Here is a 14,628-nt window from a genome sequence, read left to right as displayed (position 1 = left end):
GTCGTTGGCAATGCTCAGGTACTTAGCACCACGACCACAATGTAGCACCGGACTTTGATACTTTCTGATACTCCAAAACCGCAATTCGATACTCTTTTGCACCCCCTCCATGCACCAGAGTATCGATATTGAGTAAAAACAACACTTTGAAAGAAAGTATCGGTACTTGTTCGATTTGTATCAGGGTGGTTAAAAAAGCGCTGCTAGACTTGGTTTTCGGCATTAGACCGTGTGCGGTGACCGGCCTTTCGGGGCGCCACCGCTACCACCAACATTCTTCTGGAGACCGCATGAATCGCACTGCATTGAAAACTTTACCTGCCCTGCTCCTGGCCATCGCCAGCGCTTCCGCCATGGCCGACCCCATGTACCCAAGCGACGCCGAAGGCTTCCATGGCTACTTGCGCGCCGGCGCTGGCAGCAACACCTCGGGCGGCGGCGGTTCGCAAGGCTGCTTCGGTCTGGGCGGCAATACCATGAAATATCGTCTGGGCAATGAGTGCGACGCCTACACGGAATTCGGCTACACCAAGTCCGTCGCCCAGTCCGGCGGCGTGAACTATCTGGCCACCATCTGGGTCAACGCCTACGCGCCCAACTCGGATTTCGGCGACAACAAACTGGGCATCGTCAAGGCCTATGTCGAAGCACAGGGACTCGATTTCCTGAACGGCGGCACGGCCTGGATCGGCAAGCGCTTCTACTACCGTCCTGACATCCACATGCTGGACTTGCAGTACATCAACATGAACGGCACGGGCGCCGGCCTGGACCGCATTCCTGCGGGTCCCGGTAAATTCTCGTACGCTTTCTTCAAGGACAACGACATCAACACCGTGTCGAAGACCGGCGTCGTCAGCACCAAGTCGGCCGTGCGCCAGAACTTCATCTACGGCGAGATTCCCGTCAATGAAAACGGCACCCTGGACCTGGCCGCGACCTACATCATCGGCGAAGGCAAGGACAACGACGCTTACGGCCAGAAGCACAATGGCTGGCAATTGTCGGCCTTCCACCGCCAGGCGAAAGTGTTCGGCGGCGGCAATACCTTCGGCGTGCAGTACGGCGTCGGTCCTGGCACCGGCAAGGGCGCGCAGTTCGGCGCGTCGGGCGACACCAATTTCGGTTCGGACGTGAAACGCACGCGCATCTTCAATGACATGGCGATCCAGCCGATGGCCAACTTCGGCATGGAATTCGTCGCCCTGTGGCAAAAAGACGAATCGAACGCCAACGGTTCGTCGACCTGGACCTCGGTCGGCGTGCGTCCCGTGTACGCGTTCACCAACAACTTCAAGCTGGTGGGCGAACTGGGCACGGACCGCGTGACGCAAGCGGGCGGCCTGCCGGCCAAGCGCCTGACCAAGCTGACCATCGCCCCGACGATCTCGGCCGGTCCCGGCCTGTGGTCGCGTCCTGAACTGCGCGCTTTCGTGACCTACGGCAAATGGAACGATGCGGCCACCGCCTCGGTCAATGCGTCGAACAACGGCGGCCCGATCTACAACAACAATACCAGCGGCACTTCCTACGGTTTCCAGGTAGAGACGTGGTTTTAAGCTGAAACAACCCGGAAGCAAAGGCTGGGGTCAGACCCGACGGGTCTGCCCCCGAAAAAAGGGCGGAACCGCGGTTCCGCCCTTTCCTGTTTACCCTGCCGGATTCAACTTACGGCAAGGCCACCGGCAGTTCCGGATACTCCTGCGTCAAGGCATACTTGGTGCCGCCCACGGTGACCGTGTAGTTGGCCGGTCCCGAGATCGGCAGGCGGTAGTTCAGGGTCAGCGCCACGGAGCCGCCCGGCGCCAGCGATTGCCAGGCGGGAATCGCAAAGCGGGCCCGGTTGTAGTTCTTCGTGAAGCCGCCGATATTGTTCGGCCCCGTGTAGCCGGCATTGATCACCGTCAAGCCGAAGCCGGACTGGTCGCTCATGTCCGACGGCGCCGACACGGGATAGTCGAACTCCACCACGGTGCCGCCCGGCAGGGTCGACGCCGTGTTGTTCTTCACCGTCATCACCGGGTTGATGGGGAAGTTGTTGTCGCCCAGCTTCCAGCCGCCCAGGGTGATGCTGACGTTGGCCGCCGTGCCAGGCATGGCGATTTCGGCGCGCTTGTTGCCATACGCGCCAGCCGTGCGGAATGCCTGGTACAGCACGTCCGTCAGGGTGGTGCCCATGAAGTACTCGCCCTTGCCGCCATTACGCGTGGCATCCCAGGCATAGTCGCCCGCCATTTCCCAGATCATCACGCCGCCGATATTGTTGTTGACGATGTACTGGGCCTTGGCCGCGATCGACTGCGTGGTTTCCGTGGAAATGAAGACTTTCTTGGTCGCATTCCACAGCCACGGCGCCACCATGGTGCTGCTGTAGTACGGCACATACGTGCCCACCAGCGCCTTGTCCGTGACTTTATACGCGTCCAGGTAGCTTGGAACGATGCCGTTCTGCAAGTTCAGCGCATGCCAGATGGGGTTGCCGCCACCCGGCGTGGGCTTGCCTTGTGTATCGAGGTCGTACCACACGTTGTCGATGCCGGTGGCGCCCGTGCCGCACGTCTTGGTGCCGGCGCAGGTGACGGTGGAGCTGATCAGCGGCGTCGTGCCCCACAAGCCATTGGTGCCGCCCGTCACATCCTTCCAGCCCCGCGTGTAGAACGGCACGCCGATATTGATGCGGCCCGCCTGCATGGCGCCCCGGTAGTAGCGGTAGGCCCAGTCCGTGTTCAGGTAGCCGATGTTCTGGAACTGGTAGGCGTTACCGGCACGCAATTCGCCATCGTTGCCATCGTCAAACAGCGCCGCGTTCGGTCCCACGTACTGATTCCACGCGCCGTGCAAGTCATAGCTCATCAGGCTGGCGTAATCGAGATATTTTAATCCCGACATATTTTCCTCGCCCCGCAAGACCCAGCCCGAGGCGGAACCGGCGATGGTGAGCAGATAGTATTTATTGTCCTGCACGGCCGCTTCGTCGAGCTTCTGGCGCAGCACTTTCAGCAGCACGTTGTAGCTCGTCATCAGCCCGGCCAGCCGCGGTTTCGAGACGGCGAAGTCGTTCGGATTGCCCGCTTCATTGTTGGTGGTCGGGTGTTCGTAATCGACATCGACGCCATCGAAGAAGTTGTACTGGCGCACGAACGCCACCATCGAGTCGGCCAGGGTGTTGATGCCGGCCGTGTTGATGCTGCCGTCCGCGTTCGTCGTGGCCGTGTAGAAGCCGCCGCTGCCGGCCCAGCCGCCCACCGAGATCATCAGTTTCACGCCCGGATACTTCTTCTTGTATTGCGCAAGCAAGTTGAAGTGGCCCTTGTACGGCAAGGACGGGTCCATGGCCGCGGCCGGCACGTTCGGCCAGGTGAGGCCCGTATCGGGATTGGCCGCGCCGCTGCCGATGGAGATCTTCGACGTGGCCGGATCGACGGAAGCGAACGCATAGTTCAGGTGGGTGATCTTATCCCAGGGCAGGTTATTCACCAGGTAAGTCGGGCTGCCATCGACGCCCGTGCGCCAGCTGGCGAAATAGCCGACGATGCGCCGGTTCAAGCCATTGCCCAGCACTTCGCGCCCATTCGCGTCATATACCTTGCAATACGGCACATTCGGCACGGCCGAAATCAGGCCGTCGGGACGGCAAGCCGTGGGGGTCGGCGTTGGAGTCGGCGTTGGGGTCGGCGTTGGCGTTGGCGTCGGTGTCGGTGTCGGTGTCGGGGTCGGGGTCGGGGTCGGGGTCGGCGTCGGCGTCGGGGTCGGCGTTGGTGTCGGCGTTGGCGTATCCGTCACGGCCCACGGGCCCCACTGGTCGGCGGCGCTGGGGACATTGCCTTGCGTCCACCATTTGGCCTTGTAGGTGACACCCTGGTACGTCACGCACTGGCCGCCCGTGTAGACGGTGGCGGCATCCCAGACGGCGCACGCTTCCACGGCGGCGAGCAGGGTGTTTGGCGTGGCGGTCGTGCCTTCCTGGCCCCCGCCGCAAGCGACGAGCACGCCGCTGAGCAGGGCCATCAATAATGCATTCGATTTCATGTTGTATTGGTCTCCGTTATGGTTTTACATCGAGAGCTGTTGCAGGCCCCTCGAGGGGCTCTTGTCAACTGTTATCCCTGGCCGGCTTTCCTGCCTTTACTGCTACTGCAACTTCACATTCCAGTTGGCTTCCACGCATTTCACGTAGTTCCCCGCCAGCAAGGCGCTGTACGGGGTTTGATAGCTGACCAGCTGGCATTGGTTCTCGCCACCGGCGCTCCAGTTCTTTTCCCAATAGATGTTGTAGGCAGCGGAACTGGCTGGGGTGAAGCGTTGCATGTTGGCGCAGGACAGCTGTTCGCCGGAATAATCCCAGCCCATGTCGGCGGCAAATTGCTTGTAGTAATCGATACGGTTTTGCGCGGCCTGCTTTTCCGTGCCCTGCCCGCATTCGGCGTTGATGATCATGATGGTGGTGGCGAAATTATTGCCCGCGCCTGCCGTCGTATCGGCCGCGTTCGGCACCCAGGTGCCGTCGAGCACGTGCAGCATCGATGGTTTCGGCGGTTGCGGATAGACAAAGAAGAACGTGGCCGACGCCAGGTTCAGCCAGGTCGAGGCGACAAGGTCCGGATTCTTCAGCAGCACGGACTGGTCGCCGTCATGCATCGCTTGCGAGAACGGGCCGTAGTTGTAGTTGTACGACAGCTGCTTGGCGCCGCGGCCGAAATACTTCTTGAAGCTGCCGTCGGCATTCTTGCCGCACGTCCATACCTTGTTGAAGACGGGATCGGCGCACTCGACGTTGTAGCCGCAGCCGGCGCCCGTCTCGTCGCAGCCCAGTTCGCGCAAATACTTCAAGCCCTGGCGCCATTGCGGCAGCGGGCTGCTGGCGTTATGGTCGCCCGTTTCCTGCCCGAAATGGGCGAACATGGTGGCCAGGCTGTGGCGGCAGATGGCGTCCGCATTGCGCCCGTCGCTGTAGTCGTCGCACACGGCGGGAAACTTGGCCACCGCTTGCAGGAAGCGCTGGTAGGTATAGCTTGTATCGCGCGCGGCAAAATAATAATCCCACTTCGCCGCCGGCAGCAGACGTTCGACGCGCTTGACGTTGAGCGGATTGCCGGCCAGTCCAGGCTGGACGGCTTCGACGGCCGCATTGCCCAGCGTGCGGATCGACGCCTTGACTTTGCGGAAGAAATCGTTGTTCGTCAGCGCCGCCTCGTTCGCCTCGGCCTGGGCCCTGGTGGGCACGCCCGGCGTCGGTGTCGGTGTCGGTGTCGGGGTAGGCGTCGGGGTGGGCGTCGGCGTGGTGGTATCGAGACGCCACGGTCCCCACTGGTCGTTGTTCGGCGCCGTGCCCTGCACCCACCATTTGGCCCGGTACACCTTGCCGTCGTAGACGGCGCACTGGCCCGCCGTGTAGACGGCGCTGGCGCTCCAGGCTGCGCAACTGTCGCTGGCGGCCGTGGCGGCCAGCAGGGTCGATGGGGGTTCGGTGGTGGAATTGCCGCCGCAAGCGAGCAGCGCGCTGCCCAGCAGGCCAGCCATCAAGGGCGAGGCCAGCCGGCTAATTTGCCGTGTCTTCACAATGTCTCCTGAACGTTATACGAAAACTATCGAAGTAGCTTTTTATGTTGTACGTAAAGAAAGCACAGCGAAGCGTCGGCTTTCTGCACCAAGAATGCGACGCCGAAAATTGGTAGTCAAGTGGTTTTATAATACGGTGTTTTTTACAATACCAGTGACTTCAGGCGGCGCGGCCACGGTGCGGCAAGCGAAGAGTGGGAAGAGAAAGAAAAGGCGTTTTCAAGACAACTGCCGGCAATACCGCGCCGGCAGCACTGCGGCAAGTGGTATTGGCACTGCCGCAGGTGTTTTCAGGCCGATGGCGTTGCCGCACGTTGGTGTTGCGGATAATACAGGTCATAAAACCAGCCATAGGCGCTTTCGATCTGCGCCTGGATGCGCGGCGGAATCGCATGCTGCCCGGGCGCGCTGATCGTCGCCTGCTGGCGGTGCGTGTATTTCATGCGGTAGTGGCTGTCGCTTTCCTGGATACCCACGGCAAGATCGTGCGGATCGATCTGGAACGGTGCCAGGCCCAGCCACGCGTACAGGTGGGACATGCATTCCACGGGCCGCGCCATCAAGTCTTCGAAGCGCACGAAATACAGCTTTTGCTGCACTTCGGCAGGCAGGTCCAGCACGGCATGCAGGGAGCTCAGGGGAGCACCGATGGTGCGGTCCTTGGCAAACAGCATGTCAGCCCGGCCCAGGCGGTCGAAGTCGGCCAGATGGTCGACAAAATCGAGCAGGATGGTGCGCTGGTGCTGCGCTTCGATGGAGCCGTAGACCTGGCCCAGTTCGCGCACGCAGACGATGATCTTCGCTTCCGGCGCCAGCTGCAGCAGCATTTCCACGCAATGCAGCCAGGCGCGGTTCTTGTCGACCACGCCCTGCTTGCCGCAATCGCGGTACCAGCCGCGCAGAAAGCCCTGCATGGCCGTTTTCAGGTGGCCGTAGCTGGCGTCGAAGGTACTGTCGAGCTGCGACAGGAAAAAAGCATCATCGCTGACCATGCGCCGCATGCCCAGCAAAGCGTTGCACAGGGGCGAGCTATTGCCTTCGCAATGCAAGTCGGGATGCTGCGCCAGCAGCTGGCACAGCAAGGTGGAACCGGCGCGTGGCAAGCCTGCCACGCCGATGAAATGGGATGTCATGCGATTGTACTTTCTGTTCAGCGCTGCGTCTCTGACGGAAAACAAGGATGATGCAGCCATTGTAAAAGTGTTGCGACGATGCGAAGGCATGAAAATGCCGCCTCGAAACACGAAGCGGCACTCCGGCGCCGGCATATGGTGACGCGGCGGACCTTACTGGCTGTCCTGGCGCGTACCGACGGAAACCTCAACCGGCAAGCGCAAGCCGCTGTCCACCACGCTCAGGCGCAGGCCTGGCAAGACATTGCTGACGACGTTGCCGGCCAGTTGCACCAGCGGTGCGCTGCCCGAGCCGCCCTTCTCTCCCTCGCGCGGCGCATCCTGCGCGGCGGCAGGCTTGCCTGGCGCCGTCTCGCCGCTGACGATCATGTCGGCCTGCACCATATTGCCCTGCGACGGCGCCACGGCAACAGCCGCGATCACGTTCGCAACGGCGCTTTGCAGCGCTTCCGTCGGATTGACTTTCAGCACGCCGTCCACATAATTCAGGGCGTAATTGGTCGACGCCTGGCCCGAGGCGGAGACCAGATAATTGCCTGCCGCGGAAGCCGTCGTCGCCGGCGTGCCGAAGGCCAGCTGACCGCTCACTTCGGCGGCCAGCGTGTCGCCGCCGAGCAAACCGCTGTAGCTGGCGCTGAAATCGGGATTGGCGCGTCCCTGGTCTTTTGCCGCATTGTCGACTTTCACCGTCAGCAGTGCCTGCGAGATCGTGGCCGTGGTGCTGGCCGTGGTGTTGACCACGTAATTGCCCGCATCCGCCCCGCTCAGGCGTATGCCCGCCACCGTCACCGTCTTGCCCGCGCCCGCATTCTTGTTGCTGAAACTGGCGCCATTGCTGGCAATATTGAGCTGATCATTGCCGATACGGTTGTCGCGCAAGAAAACGACGGCGTTCGTGGTGGCGTCGTACACCTTGTTGATGCCGGTGGCGCTGACAGTCAGGGCCGCCGGCGTGATATCGGCCGTGGTGCTGGCCAGGCTGCTGGCCAATACGTAATTGCCCGCATCGGCGCCGGCCAGGCCCAGACCGCTGATATTCACGGTCTTGCCCGTTGCCGCATTCTTGTCGCTGAACGCGCCAAGGACGGGGCCGCCAGCCAGGCTCAGGACGTCGCCGGCCACCATGCCATTGAAGCTGGCGCCCGCCAGATTCAGGCTGGCCGCCGTGCCGCCGTCATACACCTTGTTTGCCGCCACGATGCCGGAAATGGCGCTGATGGACGCCGGCGTGATGCTGGCCGTGCCACTGGCAACCGTGCTGGCAAGGTTGTAGTTGTCCGCATCGGCGCCGCCGAGGGTGATGCCGCTGACCGCCACCGTCTTGCCCGTGCCCGCATTCTTGTCGCTGAAGGCGCCGTTGCCGGCCACGGTCAGGCTGTCGCCGTTCACCATGCCATTGAAGGTCGCCGCGCCGTTGAGCGTGGCCATGGCCGAGCCATCATAGGTCTTGTTGTTGACGCCCACGTTCGTCACGCCGCTGATGGTCGCCTTGCTGATGTCGGCGTTCACGTTGGCGGGACTGCTGAAGGCATAATTGCTGGCCAGGCCGGTGCCATCCTGCAAGCTGGCGCCGCTGATGGTCACCACCTTGCCGGTACCGGCATTCTTGTCGCTAAAGCTGCCGACACCGCCGCTGAAGCCCAGCGTTTCATCCGCGACCATGCCGGTCAGGGTACCGCCCGACAAGACTGCCGCTGTCGTGCCATCGTAGACTTTATTGCCGGCAGTCACACCGGAGAGCGTGACGGCCTTGGGCGTGATACTGGCCGTGGCGCTGGCCGTATTGTTGAGGAAGTCATAATTGACCAGATCGCTGCCGGACAAGGTGATATTCGTGATATTGACGGCCTTGTTGCTACCCACGTTTTTATCCGTGAATGCACCGCTCGCGCTGAACAATTGCACATCGTCGCCGGCAATCTTGCCGTTGATCACCGCCTGGCCGGGACTGAGGCTGACGTTGAGGTTGCCGTTATATATCTTGTCCAGGGCGCTCAAACCGCTGATGCTGGAAATCGTTGCCTTCGCGATATCGCCCGTCATGCCGTTTGGCGTACTCAGCGTGTAGTTGCCGGCCAGGCCGCTGCCGTCACTCAAGCTCACGCCGCCCACCGTAATGGCCTTGCCCGTGCCCGCGTTCTTGTCGCTGTAGCTTGCCCCCTGGACAGTGAAGGCCAGGGTTTCCGAATTGACCAGGCCATTCAGGGTGCCGCCGGTCAGGTTCGCACTGGCTGTGCCGTCGTAGACTTTATTGTTGCCAGTCAAGCCCGTCAGCGTCAGCGCCTTGGCGCTGATATTGGCACTGCTGCTGGCCGTGTCGCTGGCCAGGTTGTAATTGCCTGCGTCCGTGCCGCCCAGCACGATGCCGCTGACATTGACCGTCTTGCCATTGCCCGCGTTCTTGTCGCTGAAGGAGGCGGTCGCGTTCGATACCGTCAGGTTGTCGCCGCCGGCCATGCCGCTGAAAGCGGCGCCAGCCGTATTCAGGCTGACGGCCGTGCTGCCGTCATACACTTTATTTCCGGCAACGATACCGGTCACGCCGCTGAGGGTGGCCTTGCTGATATCGGCGCTGCCGCTGGCCGTGGTGCCGGTCAAATTGTAGTTGCCGGCATCCGTGCCGCCCAGCACGATGCCGCTGATGCTGACCGTCTTGCCTGTGCCCGCGTTCTTGTCGGCAAAACTGCCGCTGGCGCCCGACACGCTCAGGCTGTCGCCACCGATCATGCCCGCAAACGTGGCGCCCGCCGCATCCAGGCTGGCTGCCGTGCTGCCGTCATACACTTTATTTCCAGCAACAATGCCGCTCACGCCGCTGATGGTGGCCTTGCTGATATTGGCCGTGCTGGTGGTCGTGGCGTTGGTAAAATCATAATTTCCAGCGTCCGTGCCGCCCAGGACCATGCCGCTGATATTGACCGTCTTGCCATTTCCGGCGTTCTTGTCGGCAAAACTGCCGCTGGCGCCCGAGACCGTCAGGTTGTCGCCGCCCACCATCCCCGTGAACGACGCCCCAGCCATGTTCAGGCTGGCGGCCACGCCGCCGTCGTACACCTTATTTCCGGCAACGATACCGGTCACGCCGCTGATGGTGGCCTTGCTGATATCGGCTATGCCGCTGGCCGTGGTGCCGGTCAAATTGTAGTTGCCGGCATCCGTGCCGCCCAGCACGATGCCGCTGATGCTGACCGTCTTGCCTGTGCCCGCGTTCTTGTCGGCAAAACTGCCGCTGGCGCCCGCCACGCTCAGGCTGTCGCCACCGATCATGCCCGCGAACGTGGCGCCCGCCGCATCCAGGCTGGCGGCCGTGCTGCCGTCATACACTTTATTTCCAGCAACAATACCGCTCACGCCGCTGATGGTGGCCTTGCTGATGTTGGCTGTGCTGCTGGCCAAAGTATTGGTGAAATTATAATTACCAGCATCCGTGCCGCCCAGGACCATGCCGCTGATATTGACCGTCTTGCCTGTGCCCGCGTTCTTGTCGACAAAACTGCCGCTGGCGCCCGAGACCGTCAGGTTGTCGCCGCCCACCATCCCCGTGAACGACGCCCCAGCCATGTTCAGGCTGGCGGCCACGCCGCCGTCGTACACCTTATTTCCGGCAACGATACCGGTCACGCCGCTGAGGGTGGCCTTGCTGATATCGGCGCTGCTGCTGGCCGTGGTGCCGGTCAGGTTGTAGTTGCCGGCATCCGTGCCGCCCAGCACGATGCCGCTGATGCTGACCGTCTTGCCTGTGCCCGCGTTCTTGTCGGCAAAACTGCCGCTGGCGCCCGACACGCTCAGACTGTCGCCACCGATCATGCCCGCAAACGTGGCGCCCGCCGTGTTCAGGCTGGCCGTGGCAGTGCCGTCATATACTTTATTTCCAGCAACAATGCCGCTCACGCCGCTGATGGTGGCCTTGCTGATATTGCCCGTCAAGCCGTTCACGGGCACCAGCGCATAGTTGCCGCCGGCGCTGCCGCCCAGGGCCGCGTTGACCGTCACGGCGATGCCGTTGCCGGCATTCTTGCTGGCAAACGTGCCATTCACGGTCGAACTGACATTGGCCAGGTCGCCCGCCAGCACGCCGTTCAGGGTGCCGCTGATGGCGGCCACGGTGGTGCCGTCATACACTTTGTCGCCCACGGCCGCACCGCTCAGGGTGACGGACTTGGGCGTGATCAACAAGCCGCCATCGATATAGCTGATGGCGTAGCCGGACTGGCCGCCCGAAGCGTACAGGCCGCTGGCCGACACGCCATAGGTGCCCGCATTGACGGCGCCGGCGGCATTGCCCGCATACACGACCGTACCGAGCAGGTTGGCGCCATCCACCGTGTTCGAGTAGGTGACGCTATTGCTGCCGCCTGCGTAGGCCACGCCGTCATACACCTTGCTGTCGTAGGAAACGCGCACGGCGATCTGCTTCATGAACGAGCGCAGGAAAGGCGCGCTCTGGCCGTCGTAGACCACCCACATCTGCGCCAGTTCCCAGCCGGCGCCCGTGTAATTCGACAGGTTTTTCAGCTGCGCCGTCGTCATGGCGGTACCGCCCATGCTGTTCGCCTGGCCGCTGGCCGTCGTGTCCCAATAGCTGCCCGCGGCGCTGCCCGTACTGGCGCCCACCAAGCCGCCCACACTGCTGGAACCGCTCACGCTGCCGTTCGCATAACTGTTGGCGATGCTGCCGCCATTGCTGCCGACGAGGCCGCCGACGATGCTGGTGCCGCCCACGGCCCCGCTGGCATAGCTGTCCGCCACCGTGCCCGTATTGCTGCCCACCAGGCCGCCTCCGGTGGACGTGCTCGTCACGCCGCTGGTGGCAAAGCTGCCGCTGATCGTGCCGGCATTGCTGCCGGCCAGGGCGCCCACATTCGTGCCGCCCGCTACGCTGCCGCCGGACAAGCCCACATTCGCCACCACCCCGCCGCTGCCGATGGCGCCGAACAGGCCCACGTTGTTCACGCCCGCCTTGGCAATGGTCAGGCTGGAAATGATATGGCCGGTGCCGTCGAGGCTGCCCGTGAAGGCCGAACCTGCCGTGCCGACGGGGATGAAGCCAGTGGTTCCCCAGATATCCTGGCCATTGGCCGCCGTCGTGGCGGCGCTGAAGCTGCTGCCCAGCGTGTAGCTGGCTGTCTTGTTCATCGCCATCAATTGCAGCTGGTGCGCCGAATTGATGGTATTTGACCACTCCGACGCCAGCATGGGGCGCGTGCCGGCAGCGCCATTGAGGGTGCCGTCGGCGCTGACCGCCACCCAATTATTGCCGGTGGCGCCGCCCGTGGCCGTGAAATTGAACCCCACATAATTACTCGATACCAGCATCTGCGCCGTGCTCAGCCCTTGCGCATTCGAGGTGGCGCCATTGAAGCTTCGGCCGATGCCATTCAGGCCGGAATTGATCGTGCTGTCAAAATAGGCGCGGTTGACGCTACCGCCGTTGTGCTCGCCGACGATGGCGCCCACGCTGGCGCCGCCGCCCGTCACCTTGCCGGTGGTATAGACATTCGTGATGGTGCCGCCCACGTTGTAACCGACCACGCCGCCGGCCAGCCCGGTGGTCTGCACGTCGCCCGTCGCATAGCTGTTGCTCAAGGTTCCACGCAACAGGCCCACCAGGCCGCCGACATAGCCGCCGGTGGAGGTGACCTTGCCCGTCGCGTAGCTATTGCTGATGGTCGCGCTGCCGCTGTTATTGGTCCCCACCAGGCCGCCGGCACTGCCCGAGGCGTTCATCGCGCCGGTCGCGTAACTATTGCTGATACTGCCATTATTAAAGCTGACCAGGCCGCCTCCATAGTTGGCTCCTGCGTTCACGGTGCCCGTCGCATAGCTATCGCTGATCGCACCGGAGTTGGTGACCACCAGCCCGGCCGCCACGTAGCGCGTGGAGCTGGTGGTGGCGGAGCTGGAACTGTTCTTGATCAAGCCGCCTACGGCGTTGAGGCCCACAAAGCCGCCTGCCGCGCCGTAGCCGCCCGGCCCGGGATCGCCCGCGGAGACGACCGTGCCGGAGACGCGGCTATTGCTGATCGTTCCGGCATTGATGCCCACCAGGCCGCCCAGATTGACATAACCGGAGCCGCTCACGGCACCAATGCTATACACATTATCGATCTTGCCGCTGTTGACGGCAGCCAGTGCGCCTATGCCCGCATAGGTGCTGCTATAGTTGGCGGCCGATCCGGCAACGCTGACGCCGCTAAAACCCATATTGCGCACGGCAGCGGCAGCGCCGATATTGCCGAACATGCCGACGGGCACGTCAGGGCGGTTGATCGTCAATCCCACGATTTCATGGCCCAGGCCATCGAGCGTGCCCGTGAAAGGTGCCGCATCGCTGCCGATGGGCGCAAATCCCTTGCCGCCATCCCAGCCGGAGGTGCCGCGCGCATCGATATTGCTGCCCAGCACGTACTTGCCGGACAAATTGCCCTGCATGCCCTGCACGTCGCTGCCAGTGGTGCTGTTGAAGGCGCCCAGGCTGTTGATCACCTGATACACGGTCACGCTGCCATTGCTGCCCAGCTTGGTGCTGAAGTTATTGCCCGATGGCAAATCCACTTCGGCCTTGACGTTGTACGTCGACAGATTGCCGGCGGCGACCCCGCTCTGGCCGTATTCGAGCGCCAGGCTGGCCGTGCCTGCGCCGCGCATGGCCTTGTTGATGTTGATGTTGTTCTGTGCCGTCAGGGTCAGCTTGTTGGCGGTCCAGTTGATGTTGTCGTTGACGTTGATGTTGCCCTGCGTGCCGCTGCCGCCCGACACGCTCTGGATTTGCACATTGCCCGATTTCAAGGAGTTGCTCAGGAAAGCACCCGTCATGTCGCCGCCGGAAACGGCGATATTGAAGTCGGTCGGGTCGATCAGCCAGGTGCCGGCCAGGCCCTTGCTCGATGCCGTCGTCACCTTCAACGCATCGTCGATCTTCACGTGCGCGGCCGACGTATCGATGAAGCCGCCATTGCCGCCGTCGGACGCGCTGGCGTCCAGGGTGCCGGCCGCGTTCACCGTGCCGCTTTGCATGTCGCCCAGCAATTTGATTGTGCCGCCGCGCGTGGCTATCGTGTGCGCCTCGATCACGCCCGTGTTGTTGACGGCGGTTTTCAGCAAGTCGCCCGCCGCCTGCGCCGTGAGCACCACGCTGCCGCCGTCGGCCTGGATCAGGCCGCCATTGTTGACCAAAGCGCCCACGGCGCCTGCGTTGACGGCCACATTGAGCAAGCCGTCACCGGCCACGTCCAGGGTGATCGCCTTGCCCGCCGCCAGGGCTACAGAACCCAGACGTGCCTGGATCGTGCCTTCATTCGAGACGTGCGCGCCCAGCAGGGCCACATAGCCGCCCGGCGCGCTGATGCTGCCCTGGTTCAGGACTTTCCCCGTGCCATTGCCGGAAAACTGGTACTTGCCCGCCATGAAGTCGGCGTTGCTGATGTCCAGGGTGGACGCCACCAGCCCGGCCGTGTTCACGGACGCGCCCTGGCCGAACAGGATGCCGTTCGGATTGACGATGAACACCTTGCCGTTGGCCGACAAGTTGCCCAGGATGGTAGTACCGTCGCCGCCCAGCACGCGGTTCAGGGCCACCGCGTTGCTGTTGGGCTGCTGGAACTGCACCGATTCGCCCTTGCCGATATTGAAACTGGCCCAGTTGATCACGGCGTTCTGGCTGCCCTGCCTGATCACCGTGGCGCCCGGTGCGCCATTGATCGTTGCCTGGCCCGCCACCACCGTGCCGCCCGCCGGCCCCGCCAGCGCCAAGGAGCCATAACCGAGCATCAGCGCCGCCGCCATGCCGGTCAAGGCAAAATGCGCCCCGCCCCCGCTGCATCCGGGCAGCGAGCGCTTGCCGGCGGATTTGACGTTTTCGGAAACGGCGGCGTAGGCGCCGGTGGCCTGGTTCCAGATGGAGCGGTAGATGCGGTTCATGGCAGTGTCCTGATTC

5 protein-coding genes are annotated in these 14,628 nt (G+C 62.9%); 1 reads left to right on the top strand and 4 read right to left on the bottom strand.

The features are described from left to right. The first annotated feature begins 290 nt into the window (after positions 1-290). Positions 291-1,559: a maltoporin gene (locus AC1Q6X_RS16115; protein ID WP_070308472.1), complete on the top strand. Its 1,269-nt coding sequence runs from the start codon at positions 291-293 to the stop codon at positions 1,557-1,559. A 109-nt stretch (positions 1,560-1,668) separates the two neighbouring features. Here AC1Q6X_RS16115 and AC1Q6X_RS16110 read toward each other — a convergent pair whose 3' ends face one another. From AC1Q6X_RS16110 to AC1Q6X_RS16095, 4 genes are all read right to left on the bottom strand, one after another. Continuing rightward, a complete protein-coding gene (locus tag AC1Q6X_RS16110) occupies positions 1,669-4,029 on the bottom strand; it encodes a chitinase C-terminal domain-containing protein (RefSeq protein ID WP_492497795.1) in 2,361 nt (786 codons plus the stop codon). Positions 4,030-4,131: 102 nt separating this feature from the next. Beyond that, positions 4,132-5,559 (bottom strand): glycoside hydrolase family 19 protein, encoded by a 1,428-nt coding sequence (locus AC1Q6X_RS16105; RefSeq protein ID WP_492497794.1) that lies wholly within the window; start codon positions 5,557-5,559, stop codon positions 4,132-4,134. Positions 5,560-5,849: 290 nt separating this feature from the next. Beyond that, positions 5,850-6,692 carry a sulfotransferase family protein gene (locus AC1Q6X_RS16100; RefSeq protein ID WP_070312010.1) on the bottom strand — a complete coding sequence of 281 codons (843 nt, stop codon included), beginning with the start codon at positions 6,690-6,692 and terminating at the stop codon, positions 5,850-5,852. 153 nt (positions 6,693-6,845) lie between these two features. Further along, complete coding sequence (locus tag AC1Q6X_RS16095) at positions 6,846-14,612, bottom strand: YDG domain-containing protein (protein ID WP_492497793.1); 7,767 nt, start codon at positions 14,610-14,612, stop codon at positions 6,846-6,848. Positions 14,613-14,628 lie beyond the last annotated feature (16 nt).

Source organism: Janthinobacterium sp. GW823-FHT06H09 (genome assembly GCF_058794735.1).
This window is presented reverse-complemented; position numbering and strand designations above follow the sequence as displayed.

Excerpts from the sequence above, each read along its gene's own strand:
- AC1Q6X_RS16115 (WP_070308472.1), top strand. The coding sequence starts at position 291 with ATGAATCGCACTGCATTGAAAACTTTACCTGCCCTGCTCCTGGCCATC.
- AC1Q6X_RS16100 (WP_070312010.1), bottom strand. The coding sequence starts at position 6,692 with ATGACATCCCATTTCATCGGCGTGGCAGGCTTGCCACGCGCCGGTTCC.
- AC1Q6X_RS16110 (WP_492497795.1), bottom strand. The coding sequence starts at position 4,029 with ATGAAATCGAATGCATTATTGATGGCCCTGCTCAGCGGCGTGCTCGTC.
- AC1Q6X_RS16095 (WP_492497793.1), bottom strand. The coding sequence starts at position 14,612 with ATGAACCGCATCTACCGCTCCATCTGGAACCAGGCCACCGGCGCCTAC.